Raw genomic sequence first — 21547 nt, 5'->3', positions numbered from 1 at the left:
CCCCTGCGCACCGGCGTGCGCCCATCCGGAACCGCATCCCGGATCAAGCCGTCCACGGGCACGCCGCTTGCTGGTACATGCGGCTGCGCACGCGGCGCCCCACTATGGAGATCGACATGGCCAAGCCATTGCAAGGACTCACCGTTGCCATCGTGGCAACCGACAATTTCGAACAGGTCGAACTGACGAGCCCGAAGGAAGCACTGGAACGCGCGGGCGCCACTGTGCACATCCTTTCCGCCCAGGCCGGCGAGATCCGGGGCATGAAGCATGACGAGAAGGCCGACCGCTTCCACGTGGAGGCGAGCTGGAACGACGCCGACCCCACCCGCTACGCCGGCGTGGTCGTGCCCGGCGGCGTCTTCAACGCGGATGTCATCCGCACCGACAAGGGCGCGCAGCGCTTCGTGCAGGCGCTGCATGACACGGGCAAGCCGGTGGCCGTCATCTGCCACGGTCCCTGGCTGCTGGTGTCGGCCGGCATGGTCGATGGCCGGCAACTGACCAGTTGGCCATCGCTGCAGGACGACATCCGCAACGCCGGCGGACAGTGGGTGGACGAAGAAGTCGTGCTGGACGGCAACCTGATCACCAGCCGCAAGCCCGACGACCTGCCGGCGTTCAACGCGAAGCTGATCGCGGCCCTGTCCAATGTCGAGAGCGCCGACACGCCCTCGGGGGCGCAGCCCACCTGATCCGGGTATGTGCCCGGCGCGGAGGCCGCCGCCAGCCCCTATACTTGCCGCGACCAGGCAGGAATAGGTGGCGTTGCCTTATGAATGTGACCCTGCGCCAGATGCGCGCGTTCGTCGAAGTCGTGCATTGCGGCGGTTTCACCGCGGCCTCGCGGCGGCTGCACCTGACCCAGTCCGCCACCAGCCTGCTGGTGCGCGAGCTAGAAGGCCAGCTGAGCCTGCAGTTGCTGGACCGGTCCACGCGCAAGCTGGCGGTCACCGAGGCCGGCGCGGAATTCCTGCAGCATGCGGAACGCATCCTGGGCGAAGTGGAACAAGCCATACGCCGGACGCAGGACCTGGTGCAGATGCGCCGCGGGCGCGTCACCGTGGCGACCACGCCGGTCATGGCGGCCACGCTGCTGCCCGATGCCATCGCCGCTTTCCAGGCCGCCCATCCCGCCATCGAAGTCCGCATGTCCGACGCGCCGGTCGACGTCATCCTGCGGCAGGTGCAGCAGGGCGAGGTCGACCTGGGCGTGGGCGTGTTCACCGGCAACGAGGTGGAACTGGACCGCAGCCTGCTGATGCGCCATCCGCTGGGCGCCATGATCCCCAGCGCGTGGCCGCTGGCGCGCCGCCGGCGGGACCTGGCGTGGGCCGACCTGGCCAGCCAGCCCATGATCGTGGTGCCGCAGTCCAGCGGCTCGCTGCCGCAGATCGACCGCGTGCTGCACCAGTCGGGCATCGCGGCCGAGCCGCGCTTCGAGGTGCACTATCTGTGGTCGGCCATCGGCCTGGTCGAGGCCGGCCTGGGCATCGCGGTGCTGCCGTCCTACGCGGGGCTGCTGGCCCGCTCGAAGCGCGCGCGCTTTCGCGTGCTGCACGACCCCATGGTGTATCGCAAGATCGAACTGGTCACGCAGCCCGGCCGCTCGCTGTCGCCGGCGGCCGCGTCCTTCCGCACCCACCTTGCGGCCCATTGCAAGGAATTCGGGGAACGGGGCTGACGCCGCGCCGGCCCGGCGGCCGGCGCGCGTTCAACGGGCGGCCAGTTCGCGCACGGACTGCGCCGCATCGCGCACGATCTGCGCAGGGTCGCAGGCGGTCCATTGCCCGTGCCGGCGCAATACGCGCCCGTCGACGATGACGGTGTCCACGTTGGCCGGCTGGGCCGAATAGACCAGCGAGAAAGCCGGATCCACCACCGGCGCCATGTTCAGGTCGGTGGTGCGAACCAGGATGACGTCGGCCCGCTTGCCCGCCTCGAGCGAACCGACGCGGTCCGCGATGCCCAGATCGCGCGCGCCGTCCAGCGTGGCCAGCCGCAGCAGGCGGCGCGCCGTGAGCGGGACCTCGGCGCCGAACCGCTGGCGATGCGACCACAGCAGGGTGCGCATGCAGGAAAAGAAATCGGCGTTGGCCGCGGCCGACGAACTGTCCACCGACAGGCTTTGCCGCACGCAGGCGCACTCCAGCTCGTGGAACTGGATCACGCCGCGCGACGCCTGGGCGTACAACACCTCGATCACCGGCGAACACGAAAACGAGACGCCGCAGGCGGCCAGCCGCGATTGTTCCTGCGGCGACACGCCCTGGGGATGCACCAGTTGCAGGTCGGGGCCCAGCAGGCCGTGCGCGTCCAGCACCGACACCACGCCGGGGCGCGCATGCATGGTGATCGGCAGGCCCAGGCGCCGCACGCCCGCGAACTCGGTGCGCACGACGTCGATGGGCACGGTGCCGCGCGGATTGGATACCGGCGTCCGCAGCGCAGCGCCCAGGTGGATCATGGGATCGCCGCTCTCGGTCCGGGCGACTTCCGCCAGACCCGCCAGGTCCATCGCGCGGTCCAGCGGCAGGTCCTGTCCCCAGCCGTAGGCCAGGCGGCCCCGTACGCCCAGGCTGCGCATGGCCGCCAGTTCCGCGCGCGCGTGGTCGGGCGTGCGGGTGTTGTGCGACCAGTTGTGCACCGTCGTGATGCCGCTGGCCAGGCCCTCGGCCAGCCCCAGCCGCACCGAGTGATAGGAGTCGTCCGGCGTGAATCGCGGCCCCATGGACAAGGTCACCGGAAAATAGCCGCGCGCTGCGTCGTCGCCGCTGATCAGCGCGCGCAGCGAACAGTTCCACAGGTGCCAGTGCGTGTCGACGAAACCCGGCATCACGATCATGCCGCGCGCATCCAGTTCCCGCGCGCCCGGTACGCTCAGCCCCCGGCCGATCGCCACCAGCGTCCCGTCGCGGACATGGACGTCGGCATCCGGCAGGTCGTCCATGCCGTCGGCCATGGTCATCACATGGCCGCCCCGTATCACCAACTCCTCGCTCGCGGGCAGGCCGGCCACGTGTCCGGCCGCCTCGCGCCATCTTGCTGACTGCATGCCCATTAGTCGGCCTTGGCTCCGGTCAGGCGGATCAGGCCTTCCTTGTGACGCATCTCGTCGCGCAGCGCGGCGGTGAACGCCGCCGGCGACGAGAACACCGGATCGAAGCCGCGCGCGGCCACGAAGCGCTGCTGGAATTCCGGGTCGGCGGCGATCGCCTTCACGTCGGCATGGATGCGCTGGATCACGGCATCGGGCGTGCCGCCGGTGGCGAAAAGGCCGAACCAGGATTCGCGCGGATCGATGTCGGCATAGCCGGCTTCCGCCAGGGTGGGCACGTTCGGCTCGGACGACAGCCGGCTGGCCCGCGCGATGGCCAGCGGCTTCATCTTGCCGGCGCGGATATGGGGCTCGGCGATGGCCGCGCCCACCATGGCCAGCTGCACCTCGCCGCCGATCAGCGCCGTCACGGCCGGCATGATGCCTTTGTAGGGTATCTGCGTGATCTGTATGCCCGTCTTGTGGCGCAGCCCCTCGAACAGCAGGTGGGGCAGGCTGCCCGAGCCCATCGAGGCGTAGTTCAGCTCGTTGGGCCTGGCCTTGGCCAGCGCCACCAGGTCGTCGAGCGAACCGGCTTGCACCGAGGGATGCGCCAGCACCATCTGCGGCAGGCTGACCAGTTGCGAGATCGGCGTCAGGTCGCGCACGGCGTCGTAGGGCAGCTTGTCATACAGGAAGGGATTGCTGGTGATGGTCGATTCGCTCGTCACCAAGAGGGTATGGCCGTCGGGCGCCGCCTTGGCGACGGCGTCGGCGCCGATGATGGAGGCCGCGCCCAGCTTGTTCTCGACGATGACCGGACGGCCCCATTTCTGCCCCAGGCGCTCGGCCAGGGCCCGGGCGATCACGTCCACGCCGCCGCCGGGCGCATAGGGCACCACGATGCGCACCGGCCGCGCCGGCCAGGCCGGCTGCTGTCCCATCGCCGGCACGGCGGCCGCGACGCCCACGGCCGCGACGCATGCCGCCAGCCACCGGCGGCGGCCCGTGGCCACCGCTGCACTTCCTTGCCTCATCACGTCTCCTTCCCGCCGGACGGCCCGGGAAGCAGGCCCGCCTTCCGATGCCCCGCGGCGACATGGCAAGCATTTCACCCGCGGCCGGCGGGACAGGCAAACGAGAAAAAGTTGTAGTCCTATCAGTTACCCATCTGAATCGCAGCCGTCCTCGCACTTACACGCTGTCATGAAAAATGCCCCCACGCTTGCCCGCTTCGCGGGCTGCGCTGCCCCCCAAGGGGGCGCTTTTTCATCTTGGGGCGGCCCGGCGATGAAAAAAGACTCAAAATCTGCAAGAATCGGGCGCTCCGCCTTCGCCGGCCGCGCCCCGCGGCCCTCTCTTGCGAGTCCCCATGGCCTACATGCTGCTCATCGTCGAACCCACCGGCCAGCGCGCCGAGCGCAGCGAGGAGGCCGGCCGCGACCTCTACGACCGCATGGTCGCCTTCGGCGCCGACCTGAAGACGCGGGGCCTGTTGCTGGCCTCCGAATCGCTGGCCTCGCAGGAAAGCGCCGTGCGAGTGCAGAAACGGGACGGTCGCGCCCGCCTGGTGGACGGGCCCTTCGCCGAAGCCAAGGAAATGATAGGCGGCTTCTTCCTGCTGGACTGCGCCACGCGCGAGGAAGCCGTGGCCATCGCGCAAACCTGCCCGGCGGCGCAATGGTGCACGGTCGAGGTGCGGGAAGTGGCGCCCTGCTACCGCTGAGCCACCCGGTTAGGTAGTTTCCCTAGGCCGGCTCCGCCATGTCGATTCCGGCCCGTCCCGATCGTCGTAGGGACAGAAGCCCACGTGCGGGCTTGCCACCACCGGAGAAACCGCCATGCGATTCATGATCATCGTCCGCGCCACCGCCGACACCGAGGCCGGCGTCATGCCCGAGGAACCCCTGCTTGCCGCGATGACCGCCTACCACGAGGAACTGGCCCGGGCCGGCGTGCTGCTGGACGCCAACGGCCTGAAGCCGTCGTCCCGGGGCTGGCGCGTGCGCTACCGCGCCGGCAAGGGCTCGGTCATCGACGGCCCGTTCGCCGAGACCAAGGAACTGATCGCCGGCTACACGCTGATCCAGGTGCGCTCGCGCGAGGAGGCCATGGAATGGGCCCGGCGCTTTCCGTCGCCCATGGGCTCCGAGGCCGATGGCGAGATCGAGGTGCGCGAGCTTTTCGAGCTGGATGACCTCGGCCCGAGCGAAGCGGTAGACCGCTTCCGCAAGCTGGAAACGGCCAGCCGATAACCCACCGCGCGTCCAACTCTTTCCAAGGAATCCGTCATGCACAAGCAGATCTTCGTCAACCTGCCCGTCGCCGACCTGCCGCGCACCCAGGCCTTCTTCGGCCAGCTCGGCTTCACCTTCAACGCCCAGTTCACCAACGAAAAGGCCGCCTGCATGGTCATCGGCGAAAACATCTACGCCATGCTGCTCACCACGGATTTTTTCCGCGGTTTCGCCAGCAAGCCGATCAGCGATGCCCGGCAAAGCACCGAAGTCCTGGTGGCCCTGACCTGCGACAGCCGGGAAGCCGTCGACGACATGGTGCGCAAGGCCCTGGCCGCCGGCGGCACGGCGCCGCGGCCTCCGCAGGACCACGGCTTCATGTACAGCCATGGCTTCGACGACCCGGACGGCCATGCATGGGAGGTCTTCTACATGGACCCGGCCACGGTCGAGCAGGGCTGAGCCTGTGACCCAGGCCGCCACCCACCGTGCCATCGAAGCCGTCTGGCGGATCGAATCGGCCCGCATCATCGCGGGCGTCGCGCGGCTGGTGCGCGACGTCGGCCTGGCCGAGGAACTGGCGCAGGACGCGCTGGTGGCCGCGCTGGAACGATGGCCCGAAGGTGGCGTGCCGGACAACCCCGGAGCCTGGCTGATGACCACCGCGAAGAACCGGGCGCTGGACCGCCTGCGCCAGGCCGCCCTGCATGCGCGCAAGCACGAGGAGTACGGCCACGAGACCGAAGTGCTGGGCGCCGGCCATGCGCCGGACCCGGCAGCCCTGGTCGAGGCGGCACGCGACGACGAAGTGGGCGACGACCTGCTGCGCCTGATCTTCACCGCCTGCCATCCCGTCCTGTCCACCGACGCCCGCGTCGCGCTGACGCTGCGCCTGCTGGGCGGCCTGACGGCCGGCGAGATCGCGCGCGCCTTCCTGGTGCCCGAGGCCACCATCGCCCAGCGCATCGTGCGCGCCAAGCGTTCGCTGTCGGCGGCCAAGGTGCCGTTCGAGGTGCCTCGCACGCAAGAGCGCGAGGCCCGGCTCGAATCGGTGCTGGAAGTGATCTACCTCATCTTCAACGAAGGCTATTCGGCCACGGCCGGCGACGACTGGATGCGGCCGGCCCTGTGCGGCGAGGCGCTGCGGCTGGCGCGCGTGCTGGCGGAGCTGGCGCCGGACGAGGGCGAGGCCCATGGCCTGTGCGCACTGCTGGAGATCCAGGCCTCGCGCCTGCCGGCCCGCACCGACGCCGACGGGCGTCCCGTGCTGCTGATGGAACAGGACCGCGCGCGCTGGGATCCGCTGCTGATACGGCGCGGCCTGGCCGCCCTGGCCCGGGCCGAGGCCCTGGACGGGGCCCACGGCCCCTATGCGCTGCAGGCCGCGCTGGCCGCCTGCCACGCCCGGGCCCGCACGCCGGACGAGACCGACTGGGAACGCATCGTGGCCTTGTACGATGCCCTGGCGCAGGTCGCTCCCTCGCCCGTGGTCGAGCTGAACCGCGCCGTGGCGGTCGGCATGGCGTTCGGTCCGGCCGCCGGGCTGGCGCTGGCGGACGCGCTGCGTTCGGAACCGGCCCTGCACAACTATCACTGGCTGCCCAGCGTGCGCGGCGACCTGCTGCACAAGCTCGGACGCCACGCCGAGGCGCGCGAGGAATTCCTGCGCGCCGCCGCCATGACCCGCAACCTGCGCGAACAGGAACTTCTATTGGCACGCGCTGCCCAAGTCCTCCCCTCCCACTGATTTTTCCATGACATCCCCCCCGTCTCTTAAAGCCACTCGCAAGGAATGGATAGGACTGGCCGTCATCGCGCTGCCCTGCATGGTCTACGCGATGGACCTGACCGTGCTCAACCTGGCCCTGCCCGCCATCAGCGCGCAGTTGAACCCGTCCAGTTCGCAGCTCTTGTGGATCATCGACATCTACGGATTCCTGGTCGCGGGCCTGCTCATCACCATGGGCACCCTGGGCGACCGCATCGGGCGGCGCAAGCTGCTGCTGATCGGTGCCGCGGCGTTTGGCGTCGCTTCGACCATCGCGGCCTTCTCCGACAGCGCGGGCATGCTGATCGCCATGCGGGCCCTGCTGGGCATCGCGGGCGCCACCCTGGCGCCATCGACCATGTCCCTGATCCGCAACATGTTCCACGATGAGCACGAGCGCCAGTTCGCGATCGGCGTCTGGATCGCCAGCTTCTCGCTCGGCAGCGCCATCGGGCCGCTGGTGGGCGGGGTGCTGCTGCAGTTCTTCTGGTGGGGATCGGTCTTCCTGGTCGCGGTGCCGGTGATGCTGCTCCTGCTGGCGCTCGGCCCGGTGCTGCTGCCGGAATACCGCGATCCGGACGCGGGCCGCATCGACCCGCCCAGCGTGGCGCAGTCCCTGTTCGCCGTGCTGGCCATGATCTACGGCCTCAAGCAGATCGCCCAGCACGGGGCGTCATGGACCGCCGGCGCCATCATCGTGGCGGGGTTCGCGGTGGGCGTGGCCTTCGTGCGGCGGCAGCGGCGCCTGCCCTATCCGCTGCTGGACCTGGACCTGTTCATGCGGCCGGCCTTCAGCGCGGCCATCGCCGCCTATGCGCTGTCCTGCCTCGCCATGTTCGGCGTCTACATCTTCATCACGCAATACCTGCAACTGGTGCTGGGCCTGGATCCGCTGCGGGCGGGCCTGGTCACCGTGCCGTGGGCGCTGGGCTTCGTCGCGGGCTCGCTGCTCGCCCCGCGCCTGGCCCGGCGCGTGCCGCCGCTGTCCATCTTCGTGGGCGGCCTGCTCGCGGCCACCGCCGGCTTCCTGATGGTGCTGCTGGCCGACCGCCCCTACGGACTCGAGGCCATCATGGCGGGCCTGATCGTGATGAGCCTGGGCATGGCGCCGGTGTTCACCATCGGCAACGAAATGATCATCACCTCGGCGCCCCCGCAGCGGGCCGGTTCGGCTTCCGCCATTTCCGAAACCAGCGCCGAATTCAGCGGCTCGCTCGGCATCGCGATATTCGGCAGCCTGGGCACGATGATCTACCGCGCCGGCCTGTCCGCGGGCATGCCGGACGGCATCCCCGCGCAGGTGGCCGAGACCGCCTCGTCGACGCTGGGCGCGGCGGTGGCGGTGGCGCCTGCCCTGCCCACGCCGCAAGCCGACGTCATGCTGGCGGTGGCGCGCGCGGCGTTCGTCGATGCGCTGCAGTTGTCGGCCGCCGTCGGCGCGGTGCTGACCCTGTGCGCGGCCCTGGCCGCGGCCTGCATCCTGCGCGGCGGATCCGCCCGCGCCGAGGCGCTGCGCGACGACGCGGCGTAGCGCGGCCGGGTCCGCCCGCCGCTCAGCCGCCGAAAGCGAGCACCAGCGCGTGCAGCGCGATCCCGATCAGTCCGCCCACCAGCGTGCCGTTGTAGCGGATGTATTGCAGGTCGGGCCCCACGCTCAGCTCCAGCGCCTGCACCAGCCGCCCTTCGTCCCACCCCTTGACGGTCTGCGCGATGTGCTCGGTGACGCCCTCGCGCAGGCGGCCCGCCAGGCTGCGCGCGCCGGTCATGACGTGCTCGTTGATCGCCTCGCGCAAGGCCGGATTGGCGGCCAGCTGGCGCCCCAGCCCCGACAGGCTCCGCTCCAGGTGCCGGGCCAGCGGCGAGTCCTGACTGTCCAGGTTGCGGCGCAGGGCGGCGTGGATCTCGACCCACAGGCCCTGCACGTACTCCTGCACCGACGGATGATCGATCAGCCTTGCCTTGATGCCGTCGATCTGTTCGCGCAGTTGCGCATCGTCGCGCAGGCGCGCCACGTAGTCCGCCACCCAGGCCTCGTAATCCTGGCGCAACGGATGCTCCGGCCGCGACAAGACTTCGTGCAGCTCGTCCAGCAGCGCGCGGGCCAATCGATCCGCCAGATTGTCCGCGATGCGGTCGACCGGCTTCACCAGATTCACGGTCCCGACAATCTTGGGCCATTCCTTGCGGGCGTATTTCACCATCAGGTGCGACACTCGCTCCTTGACGGTCTCGTCGTCCAGGTAGCCTCCCAGGCGCCGCAGGGCCTCGTCCAGCAGTTGATGGTGGCGGCCGTCGCGCGTCAGCAATCCCAGCACTTCGCCCGCCGTCGCCCCCGCATCCCAGGCGCGCAGGCGCGCGACGACGAAGGACTGGATGGCCTCGCGCACGGCCCGCTCGTCCAGCAGGTCCAGCGCCTGGGACAGCCAGGTGCGCGCCATGCCCGCCGCCATGCGCGCCTGGGCCGGCTCGCTCAGCCATGCGCCCAGCCTGCCCGCGGGATCGAACACCTGGAGTCTTGCCAGCAGGGCATCCGGCGCCAGGAAATGGTCGCGCACGAACACGGCCAGATTGTCCCCCAGGCGCGCCTGGTTGGCGGGAACGATGGCGGTATGGGGAATCGGCAGGCCCATGGGCCGCTTGAACAGCGCCACCACGGCGAACCAGTCGGCCAGCGCGCCGACCGTGGCGGCCTCGCAGAAGGCCCGCACCCAGGCCCAGGCGCCTTGTCCGCCCATGGCATGGCTAAGCCCGAAGCCCGCCAGCGACGCGGCAAGCAGCCCCAGCGCGCCCAGCTTCATGCGGCGCAGGCGGACCAGGCGGGGATCGGCGGATGGAGCGGAATTCAAGACGGCGAGGCTTGCATGGACAAGCCTCCACTTTACCCACGGGCGGCGCGCGCTTCCAGCCGCGGGCATCGCGGGCGATAAAATCTCCGGTCACGATTCGCTTCCGGAGCTCGACCGCCATGACCGTTCGCCGCATCGTCGCCAACCTCACCACCCCCGACCCTGCCCTCGCGCGGGAGTTCTACGGCAGGCTGCTGGGCCTGGACGTGGTCATGGACCACGGCTGGCTCATGACCTTCGCGTCCGGCGGCAGCCAGACACCGCAGGTCAGCGTGGCCAGCGAGGGAGGTTCGGGCACGCCCGTGCCGGCCCTGTCCATCGAGGTCGACGATGTGGACGAAGTGCTGGCGCGCGCCCGCGCGCACGGGGCCGAGATCGTCTACGGACCTTGCGACGAAGCCTGGGGCGTGCGGCGCTTCTACGTGCGCGATCCGTTCGGCAACCTGGTCAACATCCTGATGCATCGCTCGTGAGTGGCCTTTCGCGCAAGAGCGGCGCCTCGTCGCCCAACGCCCCTATGTTCTAATCTGCGGGCAGGGCCGTGCCGGCCGCCGACTCACAGGAAGCAAACCATGGCATCCCAGATCCACATCCTTTCCTCGATGGCAACCAAGCAGCTGCTTGCCGATCTCGTCGCCCAGTACCCCCAGGCGCAGGCCCAGGACGTCCTGGTGGAGTCGGTCGGCGGCGTCGATGCCGCCCGGCGCGTGCAGTCCGGCGAGGCCTTCGACGCCATCGTGCTGGCCGCCAACGTCATCGACCAGATGACCGAAGCCGGGCACATCGTGGCGGGCAGCCGCGTGGACCTGGTCGAGTCGGGCGTCTACGTGGCCGTGCGCGCCGGCGCGCCGCGGCCGGACCTCGGCTCCGAGGCCGCGGTCAAGCAGGCCGTGCTGGATGGAGGCACGATCGGCTACTCCACCGGCCCCAGCGGCGTCTACCTGTCCAAGCTGTTCGAGCGCTGGGGCATCGCCGACCAGATCAAGGACCGCACCGTCCAGTCCCAGCCGGGCGTCCCGGTGGGCACCCTGATCGCCAAGGGCGAAGTCGATCTCGGCTTCCAGCAACTGAGCGAGATGATGAACGTGCCGGGCATCGACATCGTGGGGCCCCTGCCTCCCGGCCTGCAGATCATGACCACGTTCTCCGCCGGCGTGGCGGCCACGTCCGCCCAGCCGGACACCGTACGCAAGCTGCTGGCCTTCATGGCCAGCGCCGAGGCCGCGGGGATCAAGCGCAAGAACGGCATGGAACCCCTATAGGGCGGCCATGAGCGCGGCAGCGCCCCTGTTCCGGGCCGACCGGCTGACGCTGGGCCTGGCCCTGCCCTGGGTCGACGCCGCCGAACATGCCGGCCAGCGCGAAGTCGATTTCCCCCGCCAGCTGGAACTCGCGGCACAGGCCGAGGCGGCGGACTTCGCCGCGCTCTGGGTGCGCGACGTGCCGCTGAACCATCCGGGCTATCCCGAAGCCATCGGCCATCTCGATCCCTGGACATGGCTGGGCGCCCTGGCGGGGCGAACCCGGCGCATCCACCTCGTGACCGGCGCCATCGTGATGACGCTGCGCCATCCGCTGCACGTCGCCAAGGGCGCCGTCTCGGTCGCCGCGCTGGCGCCGGGGCGCTTCGTGCTGGGACTGGGATCGGGCGACCGCCCGCCCGAATACCTGGCGTTCGGCCGGGACTCCGCCACCCGGCGCGAGGATTTCCGGGCTCGCTGGGAACAGTTGTCGGCCGCGCTGGACACTCCGCCGCGCGTCGTGCCCGATTTGCAGGACGACCCGCCCGTGGCCTTCAGCCTGCGGCCACACCCCGCTACCCCCGTGCCCATGCTGGCCGTCGGCTCGGCCGGCCAGAGCCTGGACTGGATCGCCCGCCATGCGGTGGGCTGGACCACCTACCACCGCCCGCCGGAGGTCCAGCGCGGCCGCCACGCCATGTGGCGCCAGGCGGTGGCGCGCGCCGCGCCCGGCCAGTTCCGCGCCTTCGGCGTCGCCATGCGCGTGGAACTGCTGGACCGCCCCGATGCGCCCGCCGAAACCATCGAACTGGGCTACCGCACCGGCGTGCGGGCGCTGGCCGGCATCCTCGCGCGCATGCGCGAGGCCGGCACGCATCACGTCAGCCTGAACCTGCCCGCGGGTGCCCGGCCGCTGCCGGACGTCATCGCCGAACTGGCCCCGCTGAACGCCGAATTGTCCTGAACAGCGCTCAGGACAGGCCCGTCACCGGCACCACCGCGCCATGGATGGCGCGCGCCGCCGGCGAGGCCAGGAAGCGGATCACTTCGGCCAGGTCGGCCGGCGCCACCCAGCGCGCGGGATCGGCATCCGGCATGTCGCGCCGGTTCTCCGGCGTGTCGATGATGGTGGGCATGACGCCATTGACGTTCACGCCCCGTTCGCGCAGCTCCGCGGCCATCGATTCGGTCAGCCGCATGACCGCGCTTTTCGAGGCGCAATAAGCGCCCATGCCGGCCACCCCGCGCTGGGCGGCATGGGCGGCGACGTTGACGATCCGGCCTTCGCCCCGCTCCACCATGCCGGGCACGACGGCGCGCGCGGTATGGATGATGCTGCGGGCGTTCAGGTCCAGCAGGAAATCCCAGGTGGCATCGCTGGTCTCGTGCACGGCCTCGCCCATGCGGAAACCGCCCGCGATGTTGCACAGCACGTCGATCGCGCCGTAGCGGTCGCGCGCGCGGCCCGCGGCGTCCTCGACCTGGCCGGCGTCCAGCAGGTCCACCGCCAGGGCCAGGCACGAAGCCGCATCCAGCCCCGCCAGCGGCCGCGCCTCGCGGCGGTCCAGCAGCACCAGGTTGGCGCCTTCGGCGGCGAAGGCCGCGGCAACAGCGCCGCCCAGCGTTCCGGCCGCGCCGGTAACCATCACCGTACGCCGGCCCGTGTGTGTCGATGCCATCTCAGTTCCCTTGCGCCCGCGCGGCATGGTAGGTGCCGATGCCCCGGGTCATGATGTCGTCTTCCGGCAGCAGGATGCCGGGCTCCAGTTCGGACTGCTGGCGGATGCGCTGGTAGATGGGCGCGAAATCGACCCGCGCGAGCTCCAGCAGTTCTTCCAGGTCGTGCAGCACGAAATAGGTCTCCTGGAAATCGTCGATGCGATAGTGCGTCCGCATCACGCGCTCCAGTTCGAAGCGGACCCGGTTGGGCGAGGGGTCGTCCAGCGCGAACAGGCTTTCCGCGTACGACGAGATGATGCCCGAGCCATAGATGCGCAGGCCCTCGGCCTGCTGCACCAGGCCGAACTCCACGGTGTACCAGTACACCCGCGCCAGGTTGGGCAGGACGCCCATGCGCTGGGCCCGCAGCCCGCCTTCGCCGTAGGCCTGCACGAAATCCGCCAGGATGGGATTCATCAGCATGGGCACGTGACCGAAGACATCGTGGAAGACGTCGGGCTCTTCCAGGTAGTCGAGCTGGTCGGCGCGGCGGATGAACTGCCCGGCGGGAAAGCGCCGGTTGGCCAGATGCTCGAAGAACACGTCGTCGGGCACCAGGCCGGGCACGGCCACGACCTGCCAGCCGGTGCGCCGGGACAGCACCTCGCTCAGGCGCCGGAAATCGGGAATCTGGTCCGCGCCTATGGGCAGGTCGCGCATGCCCGCCTCGAATTCGCGGCAGGCGCGGCCCGGCACCAGCCTGGACTGCCGTTCGAACAGGAATTTCCAGACCGCGTGTTCTTCCTGGGTGTAATGTTCCCAGCCCTGGTCGACGGTCCAGTCCGCCCGTTCCGGCCGGCTCCCGTCGCCGGCGGCCAGACCGTGCTTGGGCGCGGTGGATGGCTGCTTCATCCTGGCCTCTTACCTGGAGTGGGCCCGCGCGGCTTCGTCGGCATGGCGCGCCAGGTCGATGTCGCGCTGCGTCAGGCCGTTCGCGTCATGGGTGGTCAGCGTGACGTCCACCCGGTTGTAGACGTTGGACCACTCGGGATGGTGATCGTTCTTTTCCGCGTACAGGGCGATGCGCGTCATGAACGCGAAAGCCTGGCTGAAATCCTCGAACTGGAACCGGCGCCGGATGGCGCCCCGCTGCGTGTCCAGTTGCCATTCGGGCAACCGCGCCATCGCCTGCTCGATGTCCTGCGCACTCAACTTCTGCATGGCCTGCTCCTCGCGCCGGGAGATCGCACCGCCAGCCGCGCCCCGGCTATCCGCGCGGCCTGCTCTCCCCAGCAAATCTTATTCCGTTGCCTTGAAACCGGAAACCCGCATCCGGTCGCTCCACTGCCCCCGCTCGCGCTCCAACCTGGGCCCGAGCCCGGCCGTGGGCCGGGCCGGCAAGGCGTAGCCCAGGTCGGCGATCGCCTTGCGGTAGGCCAGGCTGGCCATTACCGCATCGGCCCGCGCCTGCCACTCCGCCAACCGATCGGCCGGCGTTCCCGCCTTGACGAACAGGCCGAACCAATCGACCGCCTCGAGCTGCGGCAAGCCCGCTTCGCGCGCGGTCGGCACGCCGGGCAGCTTGGCATTGCGCTGCGGCGAAGTGATCAGCACCGGGCGCAGCTTGCCCTGGGCGTGGTAGGGCACGAGCAGTTGCTCGGTCGTGATCAGCGCCGCGACCTGCCCACCCAGCACGTCGGTGACGGCATTGGCGCCCCCGCGGTAGGGCACGTGCGTAAGCGGCGTGCCGGCCTGCTTGGCCAGTTCCGCGCCCAGGAAGTGCTGCGGCGTGCCCAGGCCGGGGGTCGCATAGTTGGCCTGGTCGGCATGGCTCTTGGCCCAGGCCATGAATTCCGCCAGGGTGGCGCCCTGCGCGGCGGGCCCCAGCGCCACGCCGAAGCCATATTCGGCCAGCGCCGACACCGGTGCGAAATCCCGGACGGCATCGTAGTTGGCGGACTTCAGCACCATGGGCGTCAGCAGCAGCGAACTGGCCGGCATCACCATCAGCGTCTGGCCGTCGGCGGGCGCCGCCTGCACGGCGTCGATGGCCAGCTTGCCGGTCGCGCCGGCGCGATTCTCCACCACCACCGACACACCGGATACCTGCCGCAGGTGCTCGGCGAACACACGCGCCACGGCATCGGGCGCCCCGCCGGCGGGATAGCCCACCAGCACGCGCACGCCGGCCGGCTGCGCCTGCGCCGTGCCGGCCGCGACGGCCAGCATGGCCGCGAACAATCCGCGTAGGACTTTGGGATACTTCATGTCATGTCTCCTGCCTGTTCTGTCGATCACGCGGCGCCAGGCGCCACAAAACATTCACTTCACGCCGAAACCGGCGTGTACCCCCCTATGCCCGCTCCCGCCCGGATCGCCGCGTCTCCGCCATGGCGCCGGATCAGTTCGGCCTGCCGGGCCTTGGCGCGGCGGTCGACCTCGTCGGGATCGCAGAATTCGGCCAGGCGCTCGCGCCAGGCTTGCACCCGTCCCGGCGATTGCGCGGCGATGTCTCGCAGTTCGCCCGGATCGTCGTCCAGGTCGAACAACTGGGGCGGATGGTCGCAGTAATGGACGTACTTGGTATGAGCATCGCGCAGCATGAAGACACCGGCGCGCGAGCCGACGGTATGGTATTCGGACAGCACCGCGCGGCCGGCGGGCAGGTCCCGCAACAGCGAACGGGCCGATGGCGATATCCGTCCGGCATCGGCCGGCACGCCCACCGCGTCCAGCACCGTGTCGTAGACGTCGGTCTGGCCCACGGGCGTATGCTCGACGCGCCCGGCCGCGATGCCCGCCCCGGACAGGATCATCGGTATGCCCGCCGATTCGGCGTACATGGTGCTCTTGCCCCACAGCCCCCGGGCGCCCACGTTGTCGCCGTGGTCGCTCAAGTACATGACGCGGGTGCGGTCGTCCAGCCCGCCGGCCTTCAGCGCCTGGAGCAGCGCGCCGACCTTGGCGTCCAGGAAGCTGACCAGGCCGTAGTAGCCGGCCAGCGCCCGCCTGACGTCCGACTCGTCGCGGAAATGGACGTTGTAGCCGGTCTCGCGCGCATATTGCCGGATGAAGGGATGGGCCTCGTCGTCGATGCCGAACCGGTAGGCCTTGGGCAAGCGCAGCGGCTGCCCGGCGTAGCGGTCGAAGAAGGGCGCCGGCACGGTCAGCGGAAAATGCGGCGCGACCAGCGACACCATCAGCACCCAGGGCTTGTCCGGGGCGGGCGACGCCGCCTTGCGCCGCAGCCACTCGACCGCCGTCTCGCAGATGCGATCGTCGTAGCGGTTGTAGTCCGACTCGCCCGCGCGCGCCGAGGCCAGCATGTTCGCGCCATCGCCCAGCGAGGCGGGCGGATTGCGCAGCAGCATCTTGACCTCGCCCCGGCCGCCATGGATGTGCATGGGCAGCAGGCTCTCGGAAAAACCGTAGTCGTCGCCCGGCGCGCCGCGGTAATGGAGCTTGCCGATGGACACCACCTCGTGCCCGCGCTGGCGCAGCACGTGGTGCCAGCCGGGCACCGCGCCGTCGTAGGCGTCGACGTTGTCCCAATACCCCGCCTCGTGCACGGCCCGCCCGGTAGCCAGCGCGGCGCGGGTCGGCACACAGATGGGGCTGGCGCACACCGCGTTGGCGAAGCGCGTGCCGGACGCGGCCAGCGCGTCCAGGTGCGGGGTCGACACCTCGCCATGGCCGGCGCAGCCCATGACGCCGGGGCTGTGTTCGTCCGACAGGATGATCAGGAGATTGGAAGCCATGAAGCGGATCGTTGAACGGTGCGGGAGAGACGATGCGCGCTTTTTGTTGTGTTGTCAATGATGTTTTGACAACAAATTGGCGGCCGGCGCGCGCATCTGTCAACATGGCGCCTGTCCGTCCTACTCTCATCCCGGCCCATGCCCATGACCGCCCCCTCCCGATCCTCGTCCCGCCGGCGCGGGCCCGCGCCGGTCGATTTCGAATTGACCTCGCTGCTGGGCTTCGTCATCTTCCGCCTGTCATCCAGCCTGGGCGGCCTGGCCGAACGGGATGCGCAGGAAGTGGCCGGCCTTACCCTGCCCGAGTACCGCTGCCTGGTGGTACTGGCCACGCGCGGCGACATGGGCGTCACGCCGCTGTGCCAGGTCATGCACATCGACAAGGCCTGGGTCAGCCGCACGCTGGCCAAGCTGGCGCAGGCGGGACTGGTCAGCTCGATCCCCGACCCCGCCGATGCTCGCCGCACCATTTTCAGCGTGACGCCGCGGGGCCGGCAGACCAGCCAGGCGCTGATCGCCCAGGCCATGGACAGGCAGGCCAGGATGCTGGAAGGATTCGACGGGGACGACGTGGAGCGCTTGCTGGGACTTCTGCGCCGGATGCAGGAGAACGCCGATCGCGTGAAGGGCCAGTAGGCGGGCGCGGTTCAGGCCTCGCCGGCCGGCGTCCCGCAATCCATGCACTTCATGGGTCCCCGGCGGGGCGGAAAGATGACGCTGCTCCAGCACAGCGTCACCAGCGCCAGCGCCACCTGCGGCCAGTTCACGTCGCGCGCGAACCGCGCGCCGCCGCAGGCCTCGCACCGCGCGGCGATGGGCTGATCGAACACTTCCTGCTGATATTCCCCGCTGTTGCGGCGCGCCAGCACGGCCTGCGCGCGCGACAGCGACGATGCGGGAACCTGCACCTGCACGCCGCCCAGGGCCAGCGAAAAGGGCCAGTTGGCCCATACCTGGTGCTCGTTCTGCAGCAGCACCGGGATCCCTTCGCTTTCCAGCAGCCCGCGCGTGATGTGGGCATCCCAAGGGTTGGTATGGACTTCCAGGGTGACGAACTCGGCCATTTCACGTCCCTCCCGTCGCCACGCGGCGCCGCCCCCGGGAAGGGAAACGCCGCGCCTCGTCCTGCGCTAGACTCGCTCGAAGATCCCCGCGGCGCCCATGCCCGTGCCCACGCACATCGTGACCATGCCGTACTTCAGGTTCCTGCGCCGCAGCGCATGCACCACGGTGGAGGCACGGATCGCGCCAGTCGCCCCCAACGGGTGGCCCAGGGCTATGGCGCCGCCCATGGGATTGACCTTGGACGGATCCAGGCCCAGGTCCCGGATCACCGCCAGCGACTGCGCGGCGAACGCCTCGTTGAGCTCGATCCAGTCGAGATCCGCCAGCGACAGGCCGGCCTGCCGCAGCGCGGCGGGCACCGCTTCCTTGGGACCGATGCCCATGATCTCGGGCGGCACGCCCCGCACCGTCGCGGTCACGAAACGTGCCAGCGGCACCAGGTTGAATTCCTTCAGCGCCTTCTCGGACACCAGCACCAGCGCCCCCGCGCCGTCCGAGGTCTGGGAACTGTTGCCCGCGGTCACGCTGCCCTTGGCCGCGAACACCGGCCGCAGGCGGCCCAGCGCCTCGGCGCTGGTGTCGGCGCGCGGTCCCTCGTCCAGCGACATCATGCGCTTGCGCACCGCCACCTTCTCCGCCTCCAGGTCGGGAAAGCGCGTCACCACCTCGATGGGCGCGATCTCGTCCTTGAACTCGCCCGCCTGCTGGGCGGCCAGGGCCTTCTGGTGCGAGGCCAGCGCGAACGCGTCCTGGTCTTCCCGCGACACCTTCCACTGGGCGGCCACCTTCTCGGCGGTCAGGCCCATGCCGTAGGCGATGCCGATGTTCTCGTCGCCCTCGAACACCCGCGGGTTCAGCGACGGATTGACGCCCATCATCGGCACCATGCTCATCGACTCGGTGCCGCCGGCGATCATCACGTCGGCCTCGCCCACGCGGATCCGGTCGGCGGCCATCGCCACGGCGGTCAGCCCCGATGCGCAGAAACGGTTGACCGTGACGCCGCCCACGACTTGCGGCAGGCCGGCAAGCAGGGTCGAAATCCTGGCCACGTTCATCCCCTGCGCGCCCTCGGGCATCGCGCAGCCGATGATCGCATCCTGGATGCGCCGCGGATCCAGCCCCGGCACCTGCGCCAGCGCCGCGCGCAGCGCATGGATCAACAAATCATCCGGCCGCACCGTCCGCAACGCCCCCCGCGGCGCCTTCCCGATAGGCGTCCGCGACGCGGCAACGACATACGCATCCTGAACCTGACGTGACATCCCCATCTCCTTCAATCCTATTGGTAGCGCAATGGCGCCCCGTTATTCCACATCCCCGCCCCACCCAGGATGCGGTGGATCCGGCTCCGCCGGTCCACCCGCATCGCCCCCTGGGGGGCGCGCGTCAGCGCGTAGGGGGGGTCAATTCCTTATAGGCTTGCCGGTCTGCATCATGCCCATCAGGCGCTCCTGCGTCTTGGGTTCGCCCAGCAGCGACATGAACGTCTGGCGCTCCAGCGCCATGATCCATTGCTCGTCCACCAGCGATCCGGCCTCGATCTCGCCGCCGCACAGGATCTCGGCAATGGCATGGCCCAGGCGGTAGTCGTAGTCCGAGATGAAGCCGCCGTCGCGCATGTTCACCAGTTGCGCGCTCAGCATGGCGATGCCCTCGCTGCCGGCGGCCGCGAAGGGTTCCTTCCACGGCGCGCGCCAGCCCGTGTCGTGCAGCGACTGCGCTTCGCGGATGGCGGCGTACAGCACCTCGTGCACGTTGAAGACGATGGGGTCGTCGTCCAGCAGATAACCCATGCGCCGGGCCTCGACCGCGGACTTGGAGACCTGCGCCGTGGCGGCCTGGAAGGCATACTTCTTCAGGAAGGCCATCAGCGGCATGTCCGGCGCCAGCGCCCGCTCCTGCGCCGCACGCCGGGCCAGGTAGGTCAGGCCGCCACCACCCGGGATCAGGCCCACGCCCACCTCGACCAGGCCCAGATAGGTCTCGATATGCGCGACGCGGCGCGCGCAATACACCGACAGCTCGCAGCCGCCGCCCAGCGCCATGCCCGCCAGCGCGGCCACCGTGGGCACCTGGGCGTAGCGCAGCCGCAGCATCAGCTGCTGCAGGCGCTCTTCCTCGGGCGCAACGGCCTGCACGCCGCCGCTCATGAACAACGGCACGATGGCCTGCAGGTCGGCGCCAGCCGAGAACGGCTCGCCCGGATTCCAGACCACCAGCCCGCGATAGCTTTCCTCGGCCAGGTCGACGGCGCGCAGCAGCCCCAGCGTCACGGCGGGGCTGATGGTGTGCATCTTGGTCTTGAACGAGGCGATCAGCACGTCGTCCATGCCGCTGCGGTCCAGCGTCCACAGGCGCACGGCCTCGTCCTCGAAAACGGTCTTGCCGGTCGCCAGCGGCACGATGCCCTCGCCCGCCAGCGGCGCGCGGAAGATCTGGCGCGCATAGACCGGCAGGCCGGAACGCGGCTCGAACCTGCCCGCCACCGGATTCCACGACCCTTCCGGGGTGTGCACGCCGCCGCGCTCGGCCACCGGGCCGCTGGTCACCCAGGCCGGCAGCGGCGCGCTGGACAGCGTCTTGCCGGCGGCGATGTCGGCTTGCACCCACTGCGCGACTTGCAGCCAGCCCGCCTGCTGCCACAGCTCGAACGGCCCGACGCCATGGCCGAAGCCCCAGCGCATGGCGAAATCCACGTCGCGCGCGGTACCGGCGATGTCGGCCAGGTGCACGGCGATGTACTGGAAGGTGTCGCGCAGGATGGCCCACAGGAACTGTGCCTGCGGATGCTCGCTGTCGCGCAGCGCCTGCAGGCGCTGCCCGGCGTCCTTGTTCTTCAGGATGCGCGCGACCGCGTCGTCGGCCTTGCCCTCGGCCGGCACATACTCGCCCTTGGCCGGATCCAGCCGCAGGATAGCCTTGCCCTGCTTGCGGAAGAACCCCGCGCCGGTCTTCTGCCCCAGCGCGCCCTGCTTGATCAGCCCGGCCAGCACCGGCGGCGTGCCGTAGTGCGCGGCGAACGGATCGTCGGGCAGGTAGTCCTCCATGGTCTTGATGACATGCGCCAGCGTGTCAAGGCCGACCACGTCTCCGGTGCGGAAGGTACCCGATCTGGCGCGCCCCAGCTTGGCGCCGGTCAGGTCATCCACCACGTCGTAGGTCAGCCCGAAGCGTTCGGCCTCGATCATGGCGGACAGCAGCCCGAACACGCCCACGCGGTTGCCGATGAAGTTGGGGGTGTCCTTGGCCCGCACCACGCCCTTGCCCAGCACCGTGGTCAGGAAGGCCTCGAGATGGTCCAGGATGGCGGGCTGGGTATGCGCGGTGGGAATCAGCTCCACCAGGTGCATGTAGCGGGGCGGATTGAAGAAATGCACGCCGCAGAAACGCGGCAGCAGCGCGGGAGCCATGCCCTTGGACAGCTCGGTGATCGACAGCCCGGAGGTATTGGTGGCGAAGATGGCTTGCGGACCGATCGCCGAGGCGACCTTGGCATACAGGTCGTGCTTCCAGTCCATGCGTTCGGCGATGGCCTCGATCACGAGGTCGCATTCCTTGAGCTTGGCCAGGTCGTCTTCGTAGTTGGCGGGCTCGATCAGCGATGCCAGTTCCGGCACGGCCAGCGGGGCGGGGCTGAGCTTGCGCAGATTGTCGATGGCCTTCTGCACGATGCCGTTCTTGGGGCCTTCCTTGGCGGGCAGGTCGAACAACACCACCGGCACCTTGGCATTGACGCAGTGCGCGGCAATCTGGGCGCCCATGACTCCGGCACCCAGCACTGCGACTTTGCGAACGAGGAAATTCGACATGGTCTTCCTGGCGATAAACGGGCCGGAGCGGCCGGCCCCATCTAGGGCATGCACGGCAGCGGCCGCGCACGGACGATTCGGAACTAAGGACGCGCGCAGCCACCACGCATCATCGCGGCAACTG

The 21547-nt window shown here is 69.8% G+C and carries 22 protein-coding genes; 11 read left to right on the top strand and 11 right to left on the bottom strand.

Annotated features, from left to right (window positions below; translation table 11 throughout):
* The first annotated feature begins 116 nt into the window (after nucleotides 1-116).
* Nucleotides 117-695, top strand: coding sequence for a type 1 glutamine amidotransferase domain-containing protein (locus WKR98_RS09480; RefSeq protein ID WP_341432728.1), 579 nt, complete (start codon nucleotides 117-119; stop codon nucleotides 693-695).
* 80 nt (nucleotides 696-775) lie between these two features.
* Nucleotides 776-1684 (top strand): LysR family transcriptional regulator, encoded by a 909-nt coding sequence (locus WKR98_RS09475; protein WP_124687870.1) that lies wholly within the window; start codon nucleotides 776-778, stop codon nucleotides 1682-1684.
* Nucleotides 1685-1714: 30 nt separating this feature from the next.
* Here the strand turns inward: WKR98_RS09475 and WKR98_RS09470 are convergent, their stop codons facing one another.
* Together WKR98_RS09470 and WKR98_RS09465 are read right to left on the bottom strand one after the other, a co-directional pair.
* Complete coding sequence (locus tag WKR98_RS09470; RefSeq protein ID WP_341432727.1) at nucleotides 1715-3055, bottom strand: amidohydrolase family protein; 1341 nt, start codon at nucleotides 3053-3055, stop codon at nucleotides 1715-1717.
* A 5-nt stretch (nucleotides 3056-3060) separates the two neighbouring features.
* Nucleotides 3061-4074 carry a Bug family tripartite tricarboxylate transporter substrate binding protein gene (locus tag WKR98_RS09465; RefSeq protein WP_341432726.1) on the bottom strand — a complete coding sequence of 338 codons (1014 nt, stop codon included), beginning with the start codon at nucleotides 4072-4074 and terminating at the stop codon, nucleotides 3061-3063.
* Nucleotides 4075-4409: 335 nt separating this feature from the next.
* On the opposite strand from WKR98_RS09465, the gene WKR98_RS09460 reads away from it, so the two are divergent.
* From WKR98_RS09460 to WKR98_RS09440, 5 genes are all read left to right on the top strand, one after another.
* Entirely contained in the window at nucleotides 4410-4763 is a 354-nt protein-coding gene (locus WKR98_RS09460) for a YciI family protein (RefSeq protein WP_341432725.1), read from the top strand.
* 115 nt (nucleotides 4764-4878) lie between these two features.
* Complete coding sequence (locus WKR98_RS09455; RefSeq protein ID WP_341432724.1) at nucleotides 4879-5292, top strand: YciI family protein; 414 nt, start codon at nucleotides 4879-4881, stop codon at nucleotides 5290-5292.
* A 36-nt stretch (nucleotides 5293-5328) separates the two neighbouring features.
* Complete coding sequence (locus WKR98_RS09450; protein WP_124687865.1) at nucleotides 5329-5736, top strand: VOC family protein; 408 nt, start codon at nucleotides 5329-5331, stop codon at nucleotides 5734-5736.
* Nucleotides 5737-5740: 4 nt separating this feature from the next.
* A complete protein-coding gene (locus WKR98_RS09445) occupies nucleotides 5741-7021 on the top strand; it encodes an RNA polymerase sigma factor (RefSeq protein WP_341432723.1) in 1281 nt (426 codons plus the stop codon).
* Nucleotides 7022-7028: 7 nt separating this feature from the next.
* Nucleotides 7029-8573, top strand: a complete 1545-nt coding sequence (locus WKR98_RS09440; RefSeq protein WP_341432722.1) for an MFS transporter — start codon at nucleotides 7029-7031, stop codon at nucleotides 8571-8573.
* A gap of 22 nt (nucleotides 8574-8595) precedes the next feature.
* Here WKR98_RS09440 and WKR98_RS09435 read toward each other — a convergent pair whose 3' ends face one another.
* Complete coding sequence (locus WKR98_RS09435) at nucleotides 8596-9840, bottom strand: DUF445 domain-containing protein (protein WP_341433840.1); 1245 nt, start codon at nucleotides 9838-9840, stop codon at nucleotides 8596-8598.
* Between the two features lie 167 nt (nucleotides 9841-10007).
* Here WKR98_RS09435 and WKR98_RS09430 point away from each other — a divergent pair, with 167 nt between their 5' ends.
* From WKR98_RS09430 to WKR98_RS09420, 3 genes are all read left to right on the top strand, one after another.
* The gene (locus WKR98_RS09430; RefSeq protein ID WP_124687863.1) at nucleotides 10008-10361 is read left to right on the top strand and encodes a VOC family protein; all 354 of its coding nucleotides are present in this window, start codon (nucleotides 10008-10010) and stop codon (nucleotides 10359-10361) included.
* A 99-nt stretch (nucleotides 10362-10460) separates the two neighbouring features.
* The gene (locus WKR98_RS09425; protein WP_341432721.1) at nucleotides 10461-11150 is read left to right on the top strand and encodes a substrate-binding domain-containing protein; all 690 of its coding nucleotides are present in this window, start codon (nucleotides 10461-10463) and stop codon (nucleotides 11148-11150) included.
* Between the two features lie 7 nt (nucleotides 11151-11157).
* The gene (locus WKR98_RS09420) at nucleotides 11158-12093 is read left to right on the top strand and encodes a TIGR03571 family LLM class oxidoreductase (RefSeq protein ID WP_341432720.1); all 936 of its coding nucleotides are present in this window, start codon (nucleotides 11158-11160) and stop codon (nucleotides 12091-12093) included.
* Nucleotides 12094-12100: 7 nt separating this feature from the next.
* On the opposite strand, the gene WKR98_RS09415 is transcribed toward WKR98_RS09420, so the two are convergent.
* From WKR98_RS09415 to WKR98_RS09395, 5 genes are read right to left on the bottom strand one after another with little or no spacing between them, the layout of a single operon-like run.
* Nucleotides 12101-12808 (bottom strand): SDR family NAD(P)-dependent oxidoreductase, encoded by a 708-nt coding sequence (locus WKR98_RS09415; RefSeq protein ID WP_341432719.1) that lies wholly within the window; start codon nucleotides 12806-12808, stop codon nucleotides 12101-12103.
* A gap of 1 nt (nucleotide 12809) precedes the next feature.
* Nucleotides 12810-13700 (bottom strand): phenylalanine 4-monooxygenase, encoded by an 891-nt coding sequence (phhA, locus tag WKR98_RS09410; protein ID WP_124687859.1) that lies wholly within the window; start codon nucleotides 13698-13700, stop codon nucleotides 12810-12812.
* Between the two features lie 9 nt (nucleotides 13701-13709).
* Nucleotides 13710-14084 carry a 4a-hydroxytetrahydrobiopterin dehydratase gene (locus WKR98_RS09405; protein ID WP_370282780.1) on the bottom strand — a complete coding sequence of 125 codons (375 nt, stop codon included), beginning with the start codon at nucleotides 14082-14084 and terminating at the stop codon, nucleotides 13710-13712.
* A gap of 3 nt (nucleotides 14085-14087) precedes the next feature.
* A complete protein-coding gene (locus WKR98_RS09400) occupies nucleotides 14088-15056 on the bottom strand; it encodes a Bug family tripartite tricarboxylate transporter substrate binding protein (protein WP_341432718.1) in 969 nt (322 codons plus the stop codon).
* 59 nt (nucleotides 15057-15115) lie between these two features.
* The gene (locus tag WKR98_RS09395) at nucleotides 15116-16546 is read right to left on the bottom strand and encodes a sulfatase-like hydrolase/transferase (protein ID WP_341432717.1); all 1431 of its coding nucleotides are present in this window, start codon (nucleotides 16544-16546) and stop codon (nucleotides 15116-15118) included.
* Nucleotides 16547-16690: 144 nt separating this feature from the next.
* On the opposite strand from WKR98_RS09395, the gene WKR98_RS09390 reads away from it, so the two are divergent.
* Complete coding sequence (locus WKR98_RS09390) at nucleotides 16691-17182, top strand: MarR family winged helix-turn-helix transcriptional regulator (RefSeq protein WP_161567694.1); 492 nt, start codon at nucleotides 16691-16693, stop codon at nucleotides 17180-17182.
* Nucleotides 17183-17193: 11 nt separating this feature from the next.
* On the opposite strand, the gene WKR98_RS09385 is transcribed toward WKR98_RS09390, so the two are convergent.
* The 3 genes from WKR98_RS09385 to WKR98_RS09375 all read right to left on the bottom strand — a co-directional run bounded on the left by WKR98_RS09385 (nucleotide 17194) and on the right by WKR98_RS09375 (nucleotide 21423).
* On the bottom strand, nucleotides 17194-17610 hold the full coding sequence (locus WKR98_RS09385; RefSeq protein ID WP_124687854.1) for a putative signal transducing protein: 417 nt from the start codon (nucleotides 17608-17610) through the stop codon (nucleotides 17194-17196).
* A 66-nt stretch (nucleotides 17611-17676) separates the two neighbouring features.
* Entirely contained in the window at nucleotides 17677-18876 is a 1200-nt protein-coding gene (locus WKR98_RS09380; protein ID WP_124687853.1) for an acetyl-CoA C-acyltransferase, read from the bottom strand.
* A gap of 141 nt (nucleotides 18877-19017) precedes the next feature.
* Entirely contained in the window at nucleotides 19018-21423 is a 2406-nt protein-coding gene (locus WKR98_RS09375; RefSeq protein WP_341432716.1) for a 3-hydroxyacyl-CoA dehydrogenase/enoyl-CoA hydratase family protein, read from the bottom strand.
* Between the last annotated feature and the right edge of the window lie 124 nt (nucleotides 21424-21547).

The organism is Pigmentiphaga sp. YJ18 (assembly GCF_038066655.1).
Lineage (GTDB): Bacteria > Pseudomonadota > Gammaproteobacteria > Burkholderiales > Burkholderiaceae_B > Pigmentiphaga.
The sequence above is the reverse complement of the archived record's forward strand: the minus strand, read 5'-3'. Positions and strand labels throughout refer to the sequence as shown.

What these genes read in the sequence shown, in the direction of transcription:
- WKR98_RS09480 (WP_341432728.1), top strand. Translation starts at nt 117, where the DNA reads ATGGCCAAGCCATTGCAAGGACTCACCGTTGCCATCGTGGCAACCGAC.
- WKR98_RS09475 (WP_124687870.1), top strand. Translation starts at nt 776, where the DNA reads ATGAATGTGACCCTGCGCCAGATGCGCGCGTTCGTCGAAGTCGTGCAT.
- WKR98_RS09470 (WP_341432727.1), bottom strand. Translation starts at nt 3,055, where the DNA reads ATGCAGTCAGCAAGATGGCGCGAGGCGGCCGGACACGTGGCCGGCCTG.
- WKR98_RS09465 (WP_341432726.1), bottom strand. Translation starts at nt 4,074, where the DNA reads ATGAGGCAAGGAAGTGCAGCGGTGGCCACGGGCCGCCGCCGGTGGCTG.
- WKR98_RS09460 (WP_341432725.1), top strand. Translation starts at nt 4,410, where the DNA reads ATGGCCTACATGCTGCTCATCGTCGAACCCACCGGCCAGCGCGCCGAG.
- WKR98_RS09455 (WP_341432724.1), top strand. Translation starts at nt 4,879, where the DNA reads ATGCGATTCATGATCATCGTCCGCGCCACCGCCGACACCGAGGCCGGC.
- WKR98_RS09450 (WP_124687865.1), top strand. Translation starts at nt 5,329, where the DNA reads ATGCACAAGCAGATCTTCGTCAACCTGCCCGTCGCCGACCTGCCGCGC.
- WKR98_RS09440 (WP_341432722.1), top strand. Translation starts at nt 7,029, where the DNA reads ATGACATCCCCCCCGTCTCTTAAAGCCACTCGCAAGGAATGGATAGGA.
- WKR98_RS09435 (WP_341433840.1), bottom strand. Translation starts at nt 9,840, where the DNA reads ATGAAGCTGGGCGCGCTGGGGCTGCTTGCCGCGTCGCTGGCGGGCTTC.
- WKR98_RS09430 (WP_124687863.1), top strand. Translation starts at nt 10,008, where the DNA reads ATGACCGTTCGCCGCATCGTCGCCAACCTCACCACCCCCGACCCTGCC.
- WKR98_RS09425 (WP_341432721.1), top strand. Translation starts at nt 10,461, where the DNA reads ATGGCATCCCAGATCCACATCCTTTCCTCGATGGCAACCAAGCAGCTG.
- WKR98_RS09420 (WP_341432720.1), top strand. Translation starts at nt 11,158, where the DNA reads ATGAGCGCGGCAGCGCCCCTGTTCCGGGCCGACCGGCTGACGCTGGGC.
- WKR98_RS09415 (WP_341432719.1), bottom strand. Translation starts at nt 12,808, where the DNA reads ATGGCATCGACACACACGGGCCGGCGTACGGTGATGGTTACCGGCGCG.
- phhA (WP_124687859.1), bottom strand. Translation starts at nt 13,700, where the DNA reads ATGAAGCAGCCATCCACCGCGCCCAAGCACGGTCTGGCCGCCGGCGAC.
- WKR98_RS09400 (WP_341432718.1), bottom strand. Translation starts at nt 15,056, where the DNA reads ATGAAGTATCCCAAAGTCCTACGCGGATTGTTCGCGGCCATGCTGGCC.
- WKR98_RS09395 (WP_341432717.1), bottom strand. Translation starts at nt 16,546, where the DNA reads ATGGCTTCCAATCTCCTGATCATCCTGTCGGACGAACACAGCCCCGGC.
- WKR98_RS09390 (WP_161567694.1), top strand. Translation starts at nt 16,691, where the DNA reads ATGACCGCCCCCTCCCGATCCTCGTCCCGCCGGCGCGGGCCCGCGCCG.
- WKR98_RS09385 (WP_124687854.1), bottom strand. Translation starts at nt 17,610, where the DNA reads ATGGCCGAGTTCGTCACCCTGGAAGTCCATACCAACCCTTGGGATGCC.
- WKR98_RS09380 (WP_124687853.1), bottom strand. Translation starts at nt 18,876, where the DNA reads ATGTCACGTCAGGTTCAGGATGCGTATGTCGTTGCCGCGTCGCGGACG.
- WKR98_RS09375 (WP_341432716.1), bottom strand. Translation starts at nt 21,423, where the DNA reads ATGTCGAATTTCCTCGTTCGCAAAGTCGCAGTGCTGGGTGCCGGAGTC.